Source organism: Hymenobacter ruricola, assembly GCF_015694525.1.
Classification (GTDB): domain Bacteria; phylum Bacteroidota; class Bacteroidia; order Cytophagales; family Hymenobacteraceae; genus Hymenobacter; species Hymenobacter ruricola.
This window is the reverse complement of sequence record NZ_JADQDM010000003.1, coordinates 357126-371897: the sequence shown is the minus strand read 5'-3', so window position 1 is coordinate 371897 and position 14772 is coordinate 357126. Positions and strand designations below refer to the sequence as shown.

Genomic DNA, 14772 nt, shown 5'->3' with positions numbered 1-14772 from the left:
ATTCTTAGAGGCAAGTAAATAGGATTTTAGGTAAAGTTGAGGTGGTCTAGCTAAGCCAGACACAATTGGGAGGTTGTTTGAAGATGGGCTTCGAAGTGGTTGGGTGAGCAGTAGCCGAGGGCGGAGTGGCGTCGTTCGGCATTGTAATAGGTGATGTGGTGACTGATTTCAAGCTTGGCTTCGGCCAGGCCGGGGAAGCTGCCGCCGCCGAGCAGCTCGGCTTTGAAGCGGCTCCAAAACGATTCGGCGTGGGCGTTGTCGTAGCAGTTGCCCCGCCGGCTCATGCTTTGCTGCGCGCCGTGTTTGGCGACCAGTGCTTTGAATCGGGTGGCCGTGTACTGGCTGCCCTGGTCGGAGTGCACGACGAGCCCCGCCGGTGGGCGGCGCACCACCAGGGCGCGCCGCAGCGCTTCGCTGACCAGGTCTTCGGGCATGGTATCGCGCACGTCCCAGCCGACGATTTTGCGCGAGCAGCGGCCGAGCCACACGGCCAGGTAGAGCCAGCCGCCGCCCTGGCGGGGCAGGTAGGTGATGTCACCCACCCACACCCGGTTGGGAGCCGTGGGGGCTGGCTGGCCGAGTAGGCGGTTGGGGGCGGCGCGCACGGCCGGGTCCGAATGGTGGTGCGCGGCGCAAACGAGCGGGGCTGCTGCGTCCGCAGGCCATGGGCTTTAAGCACGCGGCGGATGCGCCAACGGCCCACAGCGTGGCCATCGGCCTGCACCTCCGCCCGCAGCCGGCGGGTGCCGTAGCGCTGGCTGTGGTAGGCAAACGCTTCACGCACGGCTACTTGCCACGTCGGTTCGACTGCTGGTACCGACTGGCGGTGCCGCCACGCATAATACGCAGCCGGGGCCACACGCAGCACCTGGCAGAGCTGACGTACGGGCACTTGGCCGGCCCGTTGGGCGATGTGCTGATAGGTGCTCATCGGGTCGGCTGGCCGAAGGTGACCAAGGCTTTTTTTTAAATATCGAGCTCCTGCTCGGCCCGCTTCAGCCGGGCGCGCAGGGCCCGGACCTCCGGGTCACGGGCTACTTCTTCGCTGCCCACTTCAGCCACGAGCTGCGCCTGCTGCCAGCGGTAGAGTAGCTTGGGGCTGATGCCCAGCTGCCGGGCGGCGGCCTGCGTGCTGCGGCTCTCGCTGGCCAGGCGCAGCGCCTCGGCCTTAAATACCTCGTCGTATTTGCGTCGTTTGCCGGGCGACGTCCCGCTGGTTTTTGCTGCCATAACAGAAGAAATATACGTCCTTCTTCTGTCCGCCTTGGCTAGACCACCTCAGGTCCAAAGGCGAACTATTGCAACGACAACACGGCCAAACCCCCACGCTGCCCCGGGCCGTCATAGCCTGGTGTGGCGTTGTCGTAGCGTGTGTCGCCTTGGCGTCGGACCAGTTGCGGGTAGGCTCGTGCAAGTGGAGCTAGGAAGTTATCCGTTTCTTCGCATCGGCGCCCTACCCGCCGGCCACTTCCCAAGCCGGTTTCGATTCTGTTCTGTGCTCCCCAATGCTCCCTTTCTCTGGTCAATGTTATTCGTTGTGGTGCGTGGTTATGGCCGTTATTCTGGTCGGCTGTTCGTCTCCATCAACCCCGCAGATAACCCCCATTGACTCGGAACTCAATCATCGGCTGTTGACCGGTGAAGGACTGGATACCCGCCTTTTCAGTACCAGCCAGACCGTGCAATATTATGAGGTCGCCCACCTGGATGCCCTGGCTCCGGAAGCCGCGCAGACAGCGCTAGACCGGTTCATCCGTCGCCAGTACCGCCGCGCCGACCTGACGCGCCTGCGGGAGTTCACCGTGTTATTCTATCACCCAACCTTTTTGGTCGATTACCGCGCCGAGGCCTACGAAGCGGCCCGGGATACCGAGGTGGGTTTTCTGACGGAACACCACGATGCCCTGGCCGCGCAGGTCCGGCTGGTCGAGCTACCCGGCCCCGGCCAGCGCTGGCGGCGGAGCCGGGTGCTCTACCACGCGCAGGCGGTCCAGCGGAGCGTCACCGATACGGTGCACACAGACCAGCTGCTTCACCGCTAGCGCTCCGGCGCCCCGTTCCAGTCACCTATTTTTCGTCTTGCTTTAGTAAGTTCTTGCTCTACAGGCTTTGCATGAACAATCAGTTATTACTGCTTGGAGTAATGGGCGCCTTGCTGACAGGCTGCGAAGACAAGCCCGCCGGCCGGCCGGAGCAGCAACCGGCTCGCGTTACCTCGCAACCCGCGGCGCCCGTCGCGGCCGATGCGTGCGCGGACGCCCTCACGGTTCTGTTGGCGCATTCGTCCTTCGCCTCGCCCTTCAAACCGCACTTGGGGGCCGAACTGGAGGCGCAAAATGAGACCCAGTTGAGGGTCCGCTTGCGCGTAGCGGCTGACGGGGAAGCCGGCCCGGCGACCATCGTCGGCTGGGTTCGGCTGGAGCTCGCCAACCGGCAGTTGCTGGACTTCACCAACGACCCGGAAAACCCAGTGCCCCTCACGTTTCGGCGCGCTGATTGGGACCGGGTGGTTGCCTGTGCGCAGGCAAGCCGCACGGCGGCCGTCGCGTTCGCCGACTTGTTTCCGGAAGGCGCCGTCATTCCGTTCACGCCGGCCCAGCTCCTTCTTCCCGGCGCCGACTCCGGGCGGCAAGCCTTTCGCCGCAAGCTCGCCGCCTACGAAATTCAACATTCCACCAAAGACTCTTTCGACCCGCAAAATCTGCTTCAGCTCGTCAATCACGACGTATTTGCCAACGCTGAAGGCCATATTCCCAGCAGTTGGCTCGCCTACTTTATTCAGAAATACGACCTCCCGGTGCGCGACCAAACCGCGGTGTTCGAACAGGCCATCGCGCAGGAAGATGCCGGGGCAGTGGCGGTGTTGCTGGCCCGGGGCTACCTTGTATCGGCCCGCCAGCTACGCGTAGCGGCGGCCACCCAAGCCGCCAGCGACGCGGCCCGGGAGCGCAACCGGCACCACCAGGGCCTGGACGAACAAGGCAACCCGACGTTTTACGAAGACGACAAATCCACGATACGAGCCATCGTGCGTCAGCTGACGGCGCGCTATGGCATGGCCACCGTGACCGACCCCGATGGCTACGTGAACGTGCGGCAGGCGCCGGGCACGGCGGCGGCCGTAGTGGGGCGCGCCGCCAATGGCGACAAAATAACTGTGCTAGACAACACCGGTAAGTGGTGGCACCTCGAAACGCGTACCGGTACGCGGGGATTCGTGTTCGCCAACCGGGTGACGCTCCGACAAGGAAAGAAATAAGGCCTCGGTCGTTGCGCGCTGTCTTCCACCACGCCCCCGAAGCCTTCCCCGCCGAGGCCCACCCGGCGAGTGAGCTAGACCTCTCGTTTAGTCCTGCTATTACCCGCCCGTCGGGTTCACTCACCCCTAGCGCAGGGCACCAAAAAGAACGTCCGGCCCAGCAAAGCCGGGCCGGACGAATAAGCAGCCTTCCGCGTTGATTTATACGGCTAGCTTGCCCTCGATAGAGTCGTCCAGCGTCTGCCCAATGGCTGCGCCAATAGCCGTTTTGACCAGCGCCACGGCGTTGCCGTGCTTGTTGTCCCAGTAGTAGCCGTTCTGCACGGCCACCTTGATGACGGTGATGCGCGGGTCGTCCTCGCCTTCCGTAAACCAGGCTTTCAGAATCGGATTCCACAGCTCGTGAATGCGGGCTTTGTCGGTCGAGATGGTGGCCGTGCCTACCACGCTCAGAAAATCGGAATGCGCCGAGCCCTGGAAGAGCAGTTGCACCTGGTTGTCCTCCTGCAGCTCCTGATTCTTGTTGCTGTCGTTGGCGCTCAAAAACCAGAAGTTACCCGCGTCGTCAACCTCCTGCACGGCCATCGGCCGGGTGGCCGGCACGGTTGCGGCCCGCAGCTTGGTGCTGAAAAAGCAAGTGTTGGTCTTGCCCGCCAGCTCCTGGATTTTCTTCACGGCGTCGGCCTGCTGCAGGTCCTCGTGGTTATGCTCGGGCTGTTGTTGGTTGATGCTATCCATTTAGCTGAATTGGTTAGGAAAAGGAAGTAGGTGATTTCCTTCGGGCATACGCGCTGGCACCGGGTAGGTTAGTTTGTTATTAAACGCTTGGCTGATTGCGCGGTGGAGGTTGCTCTCTGGCTGAGAAAACAGGAAATAAAGGATGTGGATGTGCCCGCTAATAGCCAGCGGGAGTGGCGGAGTGATGGAGTTGCCGCAGCCGCAAGCGCAGCAGCACCTGCCGGGTGGTGTCAGGACGGTCGGCCGCGTAGGGCAGGCGTTGCGGCGGGTCGGTGCTGCTAGCGGCGTATAGTGTATCGGGCCGGGGCACGTTGCCGCGCAGCAGGCAGGCCCGCACGTAGGCCACCGAATCGTTGACGCGGGCCACGGCCACCGGGCAGAAGGGGTACTCCACGGTATAGCGGTTGCGGGTGTAGCGGTAGCCGGCCTAGTTGACCGATTCTTCCATGATGACCAACGCGTAAAGCCGGGCCGTAAAGACCTTAGCCGGCGCGCCCCGGTCGTCGAGCAAGGCCGACGTCAGCCGGCGCGGGGGCAGGCCGAACACCCAGTTGAGTCCTTCCCGGCCCAGGCCGTAGCCGCTTTTGGCTCCGTGAAAGGTGCGCGTATCAATTCCGGGGACCCGCGCCGCCGACGCGGGCACCAGTTGCACTTGCAGCTGCACTTCGCTCCGGTGGGCCGGGGTAAAGTCGACGGCGTTGTTGACATACGCTTTGGGCGGGGCCCAGTAGCTGGACAGCGTATCCGTTCGCTCGACGGGGCGGTAGCCGGCCGGCACGGCTTCCAGCAAGGGCGCGGTGGGCAGGCGCTCGGTGGGGGCGTCGGGGCGGCAGGCGGCCAGGCTCATCGCCAGCGCGCCGCACACGGAAAGGAAGGTGCGCATCGGACCGTCGGCTTATGGGAGAGTGGGTAGAGTTAGCCCGGCGTACACGGGCGGGGCGTCGTCTCGCAGCCCTTCGGCCCGGCGCAGGCGCAACAGTACCCGGTTGGGAGCCGCCCAGCGGGCTTCCTCGGCCTCCCAGGCAGCGGGCTCGCGCTGCCACACCAGGCGCGGACCGTCCTCGTCTACCCGCACCAGGCTGAGCATATTGACCTGGTCGCCGCCGTCCCGCAAGGCCGGGCTGCATAGCAGCAGGTGGCGGCCGTCGGGCGAGGCAAACGGGCGGCCGGGCTGCTCTAGCCGGCGGCCGGTGCGCTGGTCGACCAGCACCGTGGCGTCGGATTCCCAGTAGTTGGCCCGCACCACCCACTGGTGCACGCTCGGCAAACTGCCCAGGTACTGGTAGCGCACGGCCGCCCCGTTTTGCAGCGTGAATTGCGCGTCGGGCACCGAGCTAAGCTTCACCAGCGGGCCGGCGGTGGGTTGCAGCCGCAGGTCGAGGCCCCGGCGGCGCACCCGAAGTTGGGCAAGGTCAATGGGCTCGGGGTCGGTGCTGTAGGCGTCGGCCACCGTGTCGGCGGGCAAATGATTAAAGGCGGCCGCGGTGCCGGGTTGCAGGCGCGCCACCTGGCCGCCGGGCAGGTGCAGCGTGTCGGCCGGGTTGCCTTCGGCAGCCGCGACTAGTGGTTGGGCAGTGGGGCGAGCGGCCGGCGGGCCGGCGGTTTCGGCAGCGGGCGCGTCGGGGCGGCAGGCGGCTAGCAAAGCCAAGGCGGGGAGGAAAGAGCGTCGCAACGTAGGGGAGGTAACCAACCGGCTGACCAAAGCGGGCCAGTCGGCTGCCAACGTTAACCGGCCGGCGCCGGTTACGGCCTCTTGCGGCAGCGCCCGAGTCAGCGTTGCCGTAGAAGCGTTTGGATTGTTTTCTAATTCGCTATAATCTTATGCTCGCCCGCTGCCTGCTCGCGCTGGTGTTGGCCTGGTCCGGCCCGCCTGCTTACCGCACCTACCACAACGCCCGCTTCGGCTACCGCATCGACTACCCGGCCGACCTGCGCCCCCAGCCCGAGCCGGAAAACGGCGACGGCCGCCGATTCGTGTCGGCCGACGGGCAAACCACCCTCACGGCTTACGCCAGCTACGACGCGCTCGACGGCGGGCTACCCGCTTACCGGCAAATTGCCCGCGAAGGCTGGCAGGAAAAGCACGCCACCCTCACCCTCGACCAGCGCACGCGCACCGGCTACGTGCTGTCGGGCCGGCTGGACAGCCGCATTTTCTACGAAAAAACGGTACTCCAAGCCGGGACGCTCACCACCTTCGCGTGGGAGTACCCGGCCGCCCGCAAGGCGGCGATGAATGCCGTTATCCAGCATACCATCAATACGCTGCAACCCGGCGGAACTGCCGCCGATTGAGAATCGCCCCGGCCAGGGCGCGCCCAGCCCTGACTCGGGTGCAGCCGCGCGGCAAACCCCGGTGGCCGCCAGCCGTTGAGCTACCTGTCTTTTCCGGTCTTTTTCAATTTTTCCAATGGAACGCCTGACGCTCTACACCCACGCCACCGACCTTGGCTACCTGGCCGAGCATCTGGCCACCCACTACGGCCCCGTGAGCCAGCCCGAACCGCTGGCGTGGCTGGCCGGCCCGCCCGCCTCCCCTACCCTGCGCCTGAGCGGCCGCCAGCGCACCCAGCCCGACTACCAGTTGCGCGAAGTGACCGACGAGTTCACCCAAAACCTGGCCGGCATGTACGGCTTCGTGCAGCAGTTGCCCATGCCCGACGCCGACCGCCAAAAGCGGCTGCTCACCAAAATCACCACCCTCAACACCGAAATCACCATCACCGCCGACGTGGGCTTCCCAGCGGGCTTCCGCGCGTGGCTGGCCCCGGTGCTCGCGCACTACGAGGCGCTGGTGTTTGCCGAGCCTAACTCGTTGTACGCCGCCAGCGCCGGGCAGGGCTTCTACGACCCCGCCGGGCGGCTGCTCACCGACACCAGCGGCACGGGCGACGCGGCGGCCGACCTGCCCGTCAGCATCGAGAGCAAATACTACGACGAACCCGACCCGCTGCCGGACCAGCTGGCCCGCAAAGCTCGCTCGGAGCAGGCGCTGCAGGCCCGCGGCATTCCCTTCGCCGCCAGCCTGCCCCCGGTGGCCAGCGAAACCACCGCCCAGCTGCGCTCCCAGGATGCCGTGGTGGACCGGGCGCTGGCCCTGACCTACGTGGCCCTCAAGGGCGAAGGGGTGCCGGCCGACTCGCTGGCCGGCTTCGAGCGGGCCTATGGGGCGCGCCGCCACCTCAGCCCCGCCGAGCAGGCCTTTGCCGACGACCCTGCCCCTGACCAACAGGCCCGCGTGAACGCTACCTGGCGCTACGAGGCTTTGCACGCGCTGCTGTGGGCGCTGGGCTACCTGCCGGAACTGAATTTCCCCGACCATCCCTGCGACCCCGGCCACGACACGGGCCTGCTGGCGCCCCTCAGCGAAGCCGAGTTTCGGCAGCGCGCCCGCCTGCGCCCGGCCCCGGAAATCCTGGACGCCGCCGACCTGACCTACCGCTACGCCTGGGCCTGCGTGGATGCCCGCCTCAAAGGGCAGACCGCCCCCGCCGGCCTCGAAAGCGGCGTCGTTCACGAGCGTCTTTACGCCCTCAACTGGTTGACTTCCCGCTTCGATGAGGAATGGGACGATGTGAGCACCGATACTTGAGGCAACTGATTTTCACAAAGCCCTGGCGGCGCAACGGCTGCGCTAGTCGGGCCCGACGTAGGTGATAACCCGCCGCAGCGGCACCGTCAGGCGGCGGCAGCGCAACTCGACACGCACGTCTTCGCCGCTGGCGGTCAGGCGCAGCTCGGGCACCTCGCCGGGGGTGCAGGCGGCCTGCACGCGGGCAAAGGCGCGGCGGGTTTCGCGGGGCTCGAACACGGTGCTGCGCTCGTGGGTGGGCAGGCCCGCGCCGGCCACGGTATACTGCACAGCATCGGGCACGGCGCGGGAAAGCACGCCGGCGTCGCCACCGGGCGCGGGCAGCGGCTCCTGCTCGTTGTTGAGAAACGAGGCCTTGAGGGTGGCCGGGGTGAGCGGCTGGCCCAGCACCCGCAGGCGGTAGCGGTAGCGCCGGCCCAGTGAGTCGAGCAGCGCGGGCGAAGTGTGTGGAAACGAGTCCAGGTGAGCCAGTTCGGCCCGGCCCACCTGGCGGCGCAGTTCGGCAAAGCTGCGGGCTGGCGGGCCGGGTTCGGTATACATAGCATCGGGGTTGACGCCCGCGGCTTTGGGCCAGGTGGTGGGCACGGCCGGCAGGTGGGCGCGGGCCAGTTCTACCTGGTATTGCTCGCCCAGCAGCCACACCACCACCAGCCCGCCCGGCCCCAGCCCGGCCTGCAATTCGAAGCCGGGCTCATTGTTGGGGTAGGCGTACATCGACTGGTATAGCGCCGGCTGGGCGTTGAGGTGCGCCAGCACGCTGTCGAAGCGGGCGCGGGACAGTGGCACGCGCCCGCCGTAGCTGCGCTGCTCGGCCACCGAAGTGTAGTTAACGGCCAGCACGGTGGGCAAGGGCAACAGTTCGGAGTCGATGCCAGCCGGCCCGCGCCCCCATTCGCCGGTGGGCGTGTTGGCGCGTACTGCCGACGAGTCGATGCCCACCGGCCCTATTTCTACCACCTTGGTATTAGCCGAACCCGTAGCGGGCTTCTCGTTGGGGTAAAAATCCAGCTGGTTGACGTACACCGGAAAACCGTAGGCGTCGTCGTAGAACGTGCGCAGCCGGTGCCGCGACCCGGGCGCGTAGCGAAAATAATTGTGCAGCGCCAGCCCGGCCAGCCCCGCAAATAGCACCAGCAGCACCCGGCTAGTCCAGTTCAAACGCCGAAAAAATGCTTTCATCGGTCGGGGCCAGGGCTAGTGGTTGAAGCCGCGGGCGAAAGCCCGCAGCCAGAAGTAGCCCAGCCACAGCAGCCCGGCCGCTGACCCGCTCAGCCCGGCCACCACCCAATACCACCCCCGCCAGGGACGGGGGCTGCCCGCCGCCAGCAGTGCCCATTGCGCTGCCCAAGCCGTGGCCAGCACCGGCCCGTAAAAGAGTTGGTCGTTTTCGCTGACTTCGTAGTAAAACAGGTACCAGTACAGCAGCAGGGTATTAGCCAGCACCAGCCCCGCGCCCAGGAGGGCATTCAGGCGGGCAGCCGGGGCAACGAGGGGAGAGGGCTGCATGAGAAACAGAAGCAGTTAAGGTGAAATTTTCATAACCAGCCGGGACCAAATGAAGCCGCCGGGTCGTAGAAGGGGCATGAAAAGTACGCTGCCAATCATTGTTCATATCTTGTTCGGGCTGGGCACGGTTGCCTGTCAACCGCAAGCGACCGACAAGGCAAAGTCCTTTTCGGCCGAAGGCGGCGCAGTAAAAATTCCCATTTCATCAGCGGCTGGGGTTTCGGCTCGTGGTATTTCCCCTACCGATTCACTGCGCTTACTGCAAACCATCGACTTGGCCCCGTTGTGGGCCAGGACCGTTGCCGGCCAGCCGGCGACGTCGGCCATGGATGGGTTTTACGGCGATGACGACTACCACATTGCCTTCTACTTTGACAGCGTGCGGCGCGACCCGCGCCTGCCAACGCGCTACCACATTTGGGGCCGCGAACGATTCAAGCACGTCACCACTTCCTTCGCGGGCACCTGCACCATCACCCGGCTGGCACCGCTGCCCGATACCGTGGCCCTGCTGAATAGCCAGCAAGTCCGAGCCTACTCGGCGGTTGCGGCGTTTGCGCTGCGGGAAAATCCCCACGCGCCGGGAGCCGGCCGCTACGTCGGGCGGGCCTACCTGGACTTTTGCCTCGACCCCGCCGGCCGCCCGCTGCCGTGCGAGTTCGTGGGCATCGACACGGGCACGGGCAACCCGACCAAGGGAAGTGGGTTGCTCTTTCGGGGCATGTGGCAGAGCAACCAAACGGGCCGAACGAAACCCGTGGCCTGGGCTGGTTGGTACGAAGTGGTGGTGCCCGACGCCCTGCGCAAGCTGGGCCTGGGCGAACGAGGTGCCGAACTGAGCCCCAAGCTGGCACAGCACGGCTGGGGCGAGAAATGGGACAACGAAGAGTGGTGGGCTCATTCCCCGAAGCCGTCGCTATAGCTCTAACCCTGACGGTGTCGCAGCGTTTAGCACGCGTCGGCTCCTACCTTCCCGCCGATGCACGCCGGGAAGCTCGCCGGGCGAGCGTAAAAGAGGTGCACCCTTCTTTCAAACGCCACTTCCGCGTAGCCGCCTACTCTAGCGCCGCACTATGTCGACCGAACCAGCCAGTCATTCGCCAGCTACCCGACATGCGTTGCGCAGTATGGTGGTTATCAATCCTATTGGTCTATCCGTGGTGGTCCCGTTGCTACTGGGCCTGCTGCTGGTGATAGAGGCGGCTCTGCAGGCGATAGTGGGCTACTGGCACCGGGCCACCGTGCCGGGCGGGCTGCTGGGCTTGGGCTTGCTGGTGCTGGCGGTGCGCGGGGCCTTCCGCAGCAACCGCCCCATGCTGCTCACCAGCCGCCGCGAAGGTTTTCTTCTGGAACCAACTGGCCGGAGCCTTACGCAAAGCCTGCCCTCCGAAACAATTCCACTGGCCAGCATCAAGGCGTATAAATACTGGTCCAGGTTGTTGAAATACACCCATTTTCTGCAATACCATTTGCGCCTGGAGCTGGCCGATGGCCGGGTGGTGCACCTTGCCGACCGGCCGGGCTTGCACCCCGACGCCTCCACCGGGGCCGTGCGGCTGGATGCGGTGGCGCGCAAACTCGCTCGCTGGGCGAAGCCCGGCACGCAGCGACGCCAGTTGTTTTATTTGACCCGCACGGCCCGGGTACTGTTGTGGCTCAGCTGGACGGCCATTGCCACGGCGCTGCTGCTGCTCGGGCTGGGCCACCCGGCGGGGAGCCTGCTGCTGTTTCCAGCCGCTGGCTACTGGGCGAGCTACTACCTGGGCCGGGGCTCGGCAGAGCTGACGGCGTAACGGCCAGTCCAATAGGGTTGGAGCGAATGCAGTAGTCAGCGCATTATTGAAAAAGATGCTACTTCAACTGGGGGCATTGGACAGCTAATCGATTTACTTGGCTAACGTTATTTGGAGTGAAACAACGTTTGTACCCGACAGTTACTAGCCTCGATGACAAGGTAAAAGGTGCCGCCTACGGTGGCAGCCGGCGCCGGCAGCGTGCCGCTGAGGTGCCAGAATCCACTTGTCAGCCGTGCGCGGTAAGGGCGTTGGCGGAGGATGTTTTCGCGTCCGTAGATGGAAAACAGAACCGGCTCGGCCACGGCAATGGCCAGGGCTTCCGTGGTGAGCAGGGGGCGGTGATAGGGCGGCTTGCTAGCAGGCGTTGCGGTACCAGCCTTGCCGTTGGAACCGATGTTTTGCCCGTGCGAGGCAAAGGCAAGTAGCTGGCTGATGACCAAGATGTTTAGAAAGAAGCGCTTCATAAATGACAACTGCTTTAACCCGAAAGCCCGTTGCAGACGGACGGCCAAGTAGTGCTGACGGCAAAACAGTACAACCTATTCCAGCGCCGAGGTGAGGCTGCACTGGCTGTCGAAGCGCAGCAACTCGGGGCTCACGGTGAAGCCCCGGCCGCCGAAGCTTTTGCTGTAAAGTTCGATGTCGGCCGAGGGGCGGTAGCCGTTGGTGTTGCTGCTTTCGGGGCTGGAGGAGTCGCTGACTTCGAGCACTTCGCCGCGCTTGACGTGCAGCGCCGCGCACATCTTGTCGGCGGTTTTCACGGCGTCGGCCAGGGCCAGCACGTCGGCTTCGCGGCGCAGGCTGTCGGCGCGGCTGTGGCCGTAGTTCAGGTCCTTGATGCGGCTGATGGGCGTGGCCAGCAGCTCTTCCAGGTAGGGCGACAATTGGCGCAGGTTGTTGATGCGCACCGTGACCGACTGCGTGGAGTTAAAGCCAGTGAAAACCTGTTTGCCCTTCACGTAATCAAATTCTTTGTTCGACGACGTGCTGCTCACGCGCACGTCGTCGCGCCCCGGCGCGTAGCGTTTCGACAGGCGCAGCACCTGGTCGACGACGCGCTGCACTTCCGTGACGGCGTCGCGGAGCCGGGGGCGGGTAAAGGCGGCATCCACCGTCAGTTCGGCGTAGTCGGGATACACCGTGACGTGGCCGTAACCCACGCTGCGCACCTGGCGCGGGGTGGGGCTGGTGGCGGCCGGATGGCAGGCGCTCAGGCCGATGAGCGCAGCAGCAAGGGTGAAAGCAGCGAAACGAAGCATAAGACGGCGAGCAGCAACAATGGTAAAAAGGCGCACTTACCCGCTAAAGTAGCGGATTAAATACGCAGCCGGGCGGTAAACCACCCGGCATGTTCGGTAGCTGCGGGCCGGGAAAGATGGCGCAGTTAATAAGGTCTGCACCGCCTGATTGCCGCCCGTGTTGCTCAATGGTTAATTTGCCAGGCCGCCGCAGGTGTCTGCTCAAAATAACCCATTTGCCCGATGCCATTCAAAGTAGTTTCCTGGTTGTTTTTGGTGCTGGGAGCTGCGCTTGGAAGCTGCGGTGCTGACCCATCCCACCCACCGGCCAGTGCGCGCCCCGCCCCGGCTGGCGCTCGGCCGCTGAAACCGTTGCCGCCGGCCGCCGTGCCCGCCGATAGCGGGCGGGCCGACCCACTGGGGCCCATACGCGCCAATTTCCGGCGCATCAATGCCATCCGGCAGTGGTCGGCGACAGTCAAGCGCGACCTCGACGAGCCGGGCGAGGGCGGCGAAGCCACTTTTTATTACGCCCACGGCCGGCTGGAAAAGGTGGTGGCCCGGCATTACGGCGAGATGGGCCAGCGGCAGGTGTGCTACTACTTGCTGGGCGGCCAGCCTTCGTTTGTGCTGGAAAAGTTGTACCGCTACAACCGGCCCCTGTATTACGACTCGGCGGCCATGCGAGCGGCCCACGATACGGCGGCCTTTGCCTTCGACTCCTCAGAAGTGGAAGAACAACGCAGCTACTTCGCCCAGGGCCGGCTGATACGCCAGCTGCCCCGGCCGGCCCCTGGCACCCCGACCGCTCAAGTCCTGCAACAGGAGCAAAACCGTCTGAAGACCGAATTTCAAACCGTGCTGCGCAGCCGCTGAACGTTGGATGCACACAATAACGTGCGCATCGGCCTTGTTATCAAAAGCTTATTGCTAACTTAAAGGGTGATAGTGCTTCCATTGCATTGCCCTAGCTGCCAGCGTCCCCGGCGGAGAAGCGCCCGGCCCCTGTGGCCAGCAGCCCGTAGCAGACGAGCAAGCCCAGTACATTGTAAGGCACCGACAACAGCACGATGAGCCAGCCCGTGGTCAGGCCTTCCGCGGCGCCGGCCACCAGCTGCCGCGGCCAGTCGGCCGGGAAATAACCGGCCTGCATGTCGTGCCAATGCCACAGCAGCCCTCCCAGCGGCGAACTCAGTGCCACGGTGGCCAGGGCCAGCAGTCCCACCACGCCCAGCCGCCCCCACCGGCCGCGCCGACGAAAAGCGTCGGTGGCAACCGCCGCCAGCGGGCCGAAGCACCCGCAGCACAACGCGATGTAAGCCAGCGGGTGCGCCTCATGGTAGAGAATCATTCGGTACGGGGCCCCGAATACGTGGTGCCCCGGCAGCAGCAGCCACAGCAAACCATAGCCGGCCGCGGCGCAGCCAAAGCTGGTAAGCCAGTAATAACCAGTGCGCGGCAACATGAGCAGAAGGGAAAGGCGGATGGAAAAGACAGGAGCGCCCGGTTGGCCGCACGGTTCACCAGAATTTTCACCACGGCTTGCGCTGCTGTTCCTCGCGCAAGGTCTGGAGCAGTTGCTCGTAAAATTCCGGGTCGATGTCGACGGGCAGCCCGTTGCTGGCGCGCTGTTGCACCTGCGCCAGGCCTTCGGGCGTGAGGTAGTGGTCGGTGAGGGCCAGCGAATGGGCTTGCTCGTCGAGGCTCACCGGCTCGGCCCCGCAGTGCGGGCAAGGCGTGAAGGCTCCGACTTTAAACTCGCCGCAGGCGAAGCAGATGGCAACCGTCATGAGGGATTCGGGCGGGCGGATTAGGGTCTGGCGGTGCCTTGCAGCTTGGCCAAGCGGCCCAGCTCGTCGAAGTGGGCGGTGAGCGTGCTGGTGCCGAGGGTGGCCGTGACGGTATCGGCGGTTTCGCTCAGGGTGCCGCCCTTTTGGGTGATGTAATGGATGAAGGCCGGACGATGCCGCATCTCGAATACGCCGATGACCTGCGGAAAAACCGTGGAGACGCGGGCGAAATCATGCTTGGCCCCTTGGTCAATTTGCTCACTCTCGACGGTTACGACCAGGATGCCCTGGCCGTAGTCGGCGAGGTAATAGCCGCTGGCTTCAAACATGCCCGAGGCAATGGAGCCGATGGCGTGCAGGTCGTTGGGCGTAGCGTCGAATTGATTGACCGTCAGCAGGTCGATGCCGTGCTGCTCGCCGTAGGCCCGCAGCTGCCGGGCCTGGGCGAGCAGCGGTTCCGGCAGGTCCGACTGCGCATTGTCCCAGGCCCAAAGCCAGGTTTCGGACTGGTGCGAAAACGAGCCGAGTACCTGAATGGGAAACACCAATTGCGGCCCGAAAGAGATGGTGCCGGCGGCCATATCGACGTTCCAGGAATTGTCGCCGATGACTTCGTACAAATCGGTCTGCTTGTCAAAAGCCAGTGCGGCGTAGCGTTCCAGCAATTCTTGCCCGGGGCGGGCGGGGGCGGCGGGGGTCATGGGCTAAAATACCAGGGGTTGCCATTGCTTTACCCCTGGTGCTTACGCAAGGTTGTGGTTAACACCATCCGCCGGCGGTGCGTATTGTTTAGCACCGCGAAGGTTGCGGGTATTCCCTTTCCACTTGGTGGCACATTCTTTTCGCCCAGGCC

19 protein-coding genes and 2 pseudogenes are annotated in these 14772 nt (G+C 64.8%); 7 read left to right on the top strand and 14 right to left on the bottom strand.

Annotation, left to right across the window (positions count from 1 at the left end):
- Positions 1-50 precede the first annotated feature (50 nt).
- The 3 genes and pseudogenes from I2H31_RS09480 to I2H31_RS09470 form a co-directional block, all read right to left on the bottom strand.
- Positions 51-614, bottom strand: a pseudogene (locus I2H31_RS09480) (IS3 family transposase); the annotation flags it as partial.
- 35 nt (positions 615-649) lie between these two features.
- A pseudogene (locus I2H31_RS25795) lies at positions 650-931 on the bottom strand (IS3 family transposase); the annotation flags it as partial.
- A gap of 35 nt (positions 932-966) precedes the next feature.
- Complete coding sequence (locus tag I2H31_RS09470) at positions 967-1230, bottom strand: transposase (RefSeq protein ID WP_196292781.1); 264 nt, start codon at positions 1228-1230, stop codon at positions 967-969.
- A 275-nt stretch (positions 1231-1505) separates the two neighbouring features.
- On the opposite strand from I2H31_RS09470, the gene I2H31_RS09465 reads away from it, so the two are divergent.
- Together I2H31_RS09465 and I2H31_RS09460 are read left to right on the top strand one after the other, a co-directional pair.
- Complete coding sequence (locus I2H31_RS09465; RefSeq protein ID WP_196292780.1) at positions 1506-2042, top strand: hypothetical protein; 537 nt, start codon at positions 1506-1508, stop codon at positions 2040-2042.
- Between the two features lie 71 nt (positions 2043-2113).
- Positions 2114-3259, top strand: a complete 1146-nt coding sequence (locus I2H31_RS09460; protein ID WP_196292779.1) for an SH3 domain-containing protein — start codon at positions 2114-2116, stop codon at positions 3257-3259.
- A gap of 201 nt (positions 3260-3460) precedes the next feature.
- Here I2H31_RS09460 and I2H31_RS09455 read toward each other — a convergent pair whose 3' ends face one another.
- The 4 genes from I2H31_RS09455 to I2H31_RS09440 form a co-directional block, all read right to left on the bottom strand.
- Positions 3461-3997, bottom strand: a complete 537-nt coding sequence (locus I2H31_RS09455; RefSeq protein ID WP_196292778.1) for a pyridoxamine 5'-phosphate oxidase family protein — start codon at positions 3995-3997, stop codon at positions 3461-3463.
- Positions 3998-4154: 157 nt separating this feature from the next.
- A complete protein-coding gene (locus I2H31_RS09450; protein WP_196292777.1) occupies positions 4155-4391 on the bottom strand; it encodes a hypothetical protein in 237 nt (78 codons plus the stop codon).
- A gap of 33 nt (positions 4392-4424) precedes the next feature.
- A complete protein-coding gene (locus I2H31_RS09445) occupies positions 4425-4880 on the bottom strand; it encodes a hypothetical protein (protein WP_196292776.1) in 456 nt (151 codons plus the stop codon).
- Between the two features lie 12 nt (positions 4881-4892).
- Positions 4893-5645, bottom strand: a complete 753-nt coding sequence (locus tag I2H31_RS09440) for a hypothetical protein (RefSeq protein ID WP_196292775.1) — start codon at positions 5643-5645, stop codon at positions 4893-4895.
- A gap of 173 nt (positions 5646-5818) precedes the next feature.
- Here I2H31_RS09440 and I2H31_RS09435 point away from each other — a divergent pair, with 173 nt between their 5' ends.
- A complete protein-coding gene (locus I2H31_RS09435) occupies positions 5819-6292 on the top strand; it encodes a hypothetical protein (RefSeq protein WP_196292774.1) in 474 nt (157 codons plus the stop codon).
- A 115-nt stretch (positions 6293-6407) separates the two neighbouring features.
- Entirely contained in the window at positions 6408-7589 is a 1182-nt protein-coding gene (locus tag I2H31_RS09430) for a DUF4272 domain-containing protein (protein ID WP_196292773.1), read from the top strand.
- A 42-nt stretch (positions 7590-7631) separates the two neighbouring features.
- Here I2H31_RS09430 and I2H31_RS09425 read toward each other — a convergent pair whose 3' ends face one another.
- Both I2H31_RS09425 and I2H31_RS09420 read right to left on the bottom strand, forming a co-directional pair.
- On the bottom strand, positions 7632-8747 hold the full coding sequence (locus tag I2H31_RS09425; protein WP_196292772.1) for a DUF2931 family protein: 1116 nt from the start codon (positions 8745-8747) through the stop codon (positions 7632-7634).
- A 36-nt stretch (positions 8748-8783) separates the two neighbouring features.
- Positions 8784-9095 (bottom strand): hypothetical protein, encoded by a 312-nt coding sequence (locus I2H31_RS09420; RefSeq protein WP_196292771.1) that lies wholly within the window; start codon positions 9093-9095, stop codon positions 8784-8786.
- Positions 9096-9420: 325 nt separating this feature from the next.
- Here I2H31_RS09420 and I2H31_RS09415 point away from each other — a divergent pair, with 325 nt between their 5' ends.
- Both I2H31_RS09415 and I2H31_RS09410 read left to right on the top strand, forming a co-directional pair.
- Positions 9421-10017 (top strand): hypothetical protein, encoded by a 597-nt coding sequence (locus tag I2H31_RS09415; protein ID WP_196292770.1) that lies wholly within the window; start codon positions 9421-9423, stop codon positions 10015-10017.
- Between the two features lie 235 nt (positions 10018-10252).
- Positions 10253-10888 (top strand): hypothetical protein, encoded by a 636-nt coding sequence (locus I2H31_RS09410; protein WP_196292769.1) that lies wholly within the window; start codon positions 10253-10255, stop codon positions 10886-10888.
- Between the two features lie 107 nt (positions 10889-10995).
- On the opposite strand, the gene I2H31_RS09405 is transcribed toward I2H31_RS09410, so the two are convergent.
- Both I2H31_RS09405 and I2H31_RS09400 read right to left on the bottom strand, forming a co-directional pair.
- Positions 10996-11355: an NTF2 fold immunity protein gene (locus I2H31_RS09405; RefSeq protein ID WP_196292768.1), complete on the bottom strand. Its 360-nt coding sequence runs from the start codon at positions 11353-11355 to the stop codon at positions 10996-10998.
- A 75-nt stretch (positions 11356-11430) separates the two neighbouring features.
- A complete protein-coding gene (locus I2H31_RS09400) occupies positions 11431-12150 on the bottom strand; it encodes an SIMPL domain-containing protein (RefSeq protein WP_196292767.1) in 720 nt (239 codons plus the stop codon).
- A 366-nt stretch (positions 12151-12516) separates the two neighbouring features.
- Here I2H31_RS09400 and I2H31_RS09395 point away from each other — a divergent pair, with 366 nt between their 5' ends.
- On the top strand, positions 12517-13005 hold the full coding sequence (locus tag I2H31_RS09395; protein ID WP_196292766.1) for a hypothetical protein: 489 nt from the start codon (positions 12517-12519) through the stop codon (positions 13003-13005).
- A gap of 91 nt (positions 13006-13096) precedes the next feature.
- Here I2H31_RS09395 and I2H31_RS09390 read toward each other — a convergent pair whose 3' ends face one another.
- From I2H31_RS09390 to I2H31_RS09380, 3 genes are all read right to left on the bottom strand, one after another.
- Complete coding sequence (locus tag I2H31_RS09390; protein WP_196292765.1) at positions 13097-13594, bottom strand: hypothetical protein; 498 nt, start codon at positions 13592-13594, stop codon at positions 13097-13099.
- A gap of 67 nt (positions 13595-13661) precedes the next feature.
- Complete coding sequence (locus I2H31_RS09385; RefSeq protein WP_196292764.1) at positions 13662-13919, bottom strand: hypothetical protein; 258 nt, start codon at positions 13917-13919, stop codon at positions 13662-13664.
- A gap of 20 nt (positions 13920-13939) precedes the next feature.
- Complete coding sequence (locus I2H31_RS09380) at positions 13940-14620, bottom strand: DUF6882 domain-containing protein (RefSeq protein ID WP_196292763.1); 681 nt, start codon at positions 14618-14620, stop codon at positions 13940-13942.
- Between the last annotated feature and the right edge of the window lie 152 nt (positions 14621-14772).

What these genes read in the sequence shown, in the direction of transcription:
- I2H31_RS09460 (WP_196292779.1), top strand. Translation starts at nt 2,114, where the DNA reads ATGAACAATCAGTTATTACTGCTTGGAGTAATGGGCGCCTTGCTGACA.
- I2H31_RS09390 (WP_196292765.1), bottom strand. Translation starts at nt 13,594, where the DNA reads ATGTTGCCGCGCACTGGTTATTACTGGCTTACCAGCTTTGGCTGCGCC.
- I2H31_RS09420 (WP_196292771.1), bottom strand. Translation starts at nt 9,095, where the DNA reads ATGCAGCCCTCTCCCCTCGTTGCCCCGGCTGCCCGCCTGAATGCCCTC.
- I2H31_RS09470 (WP_196292781.1), bottom strand. Translation starts at nt 1,230, where the DNA reads ATGGCAGCAAAAACCAGCGGGACGTCGCCCGGCAAACGACGCAAATAC.
- I2H31_RS09445 (WP_196292776.1), bottom strand. Translation starts at nt 4,880, where the DNA reads ATGCGCACCTTCCTTTCCGTGTGCGGCGCGCTGGCGATGAGCCTGGCC.
- I2H31_RS09380 (WP_196292763.1), bottom strand. Translation starts at nt 14,620, where the DNA reads ATGACCCCCGCCGCCCCCGCCCGCCCCGGGCAAGAATTGCTGGAACGC.
- I2H31_RS09415 (WP_196292770.1), top strand. Translation starts at nt 9,421, where the DNA reads ATGGATGGGTTTTACGGCGATGACGACTACCACATTGCCTTCTACTTT.
- I2H31_RS09405 (WP_196292768.1), bottom strand. Translation starts at nt 11,355, where the DNA reads ATGAAGCGCTTCTTTCTAAACATCTTGGTCATCAGCCAGCTACTTGCC.
- I2H31_RS09400 (WP_196292767.1), bottom strand. Translation starts at nt 12,150, where the DNA reads ATGCTTCGTTTCGCTGCTTTCACCCTTGCTGCTGCGCTCATCGGCCTG.
- I2H31_RS09455 (WP_196292778.1), bottom strand. Translation starts at nt 3,997, where the DNA reads ATGGATAGCATCAACCAACAACAGCCCGAGCATAACCACGAGGACCTG.
- I2H31_RS09435 (WP_196292774.1), top strand. Translation starts at nt 5,819, where the DNA reads ATGCTCGCCCGCTGCCTGCTCGCGCTGGTGTTGGCCTGGTCCGGCCCG.
- I2H31_RS09385 (WP_196292764.1), bottom strand. Translation starts at nt 13,919, where the DNA reads ATGACGGTTGCCATCTGCTTCGCCTGCGGCGAGTTTAAAGTCGGAGCC.
- I2H31_RS09465 (WP_196292780.1), top strand. Translation starts at nt 1,506, where the DNA reads ATGCTCCCTTTCTCTGGTCAATGTTATTCGTTGTGGTGCGTGGTTATG.
- I2H31_RS09430 (WP_196292773.1), top strand. Translation starts at nt 6,408, where the DNA reads ATGGAACGCCTGACGCTCTACACCCACGCCACCGACCTTGGCTACCTG.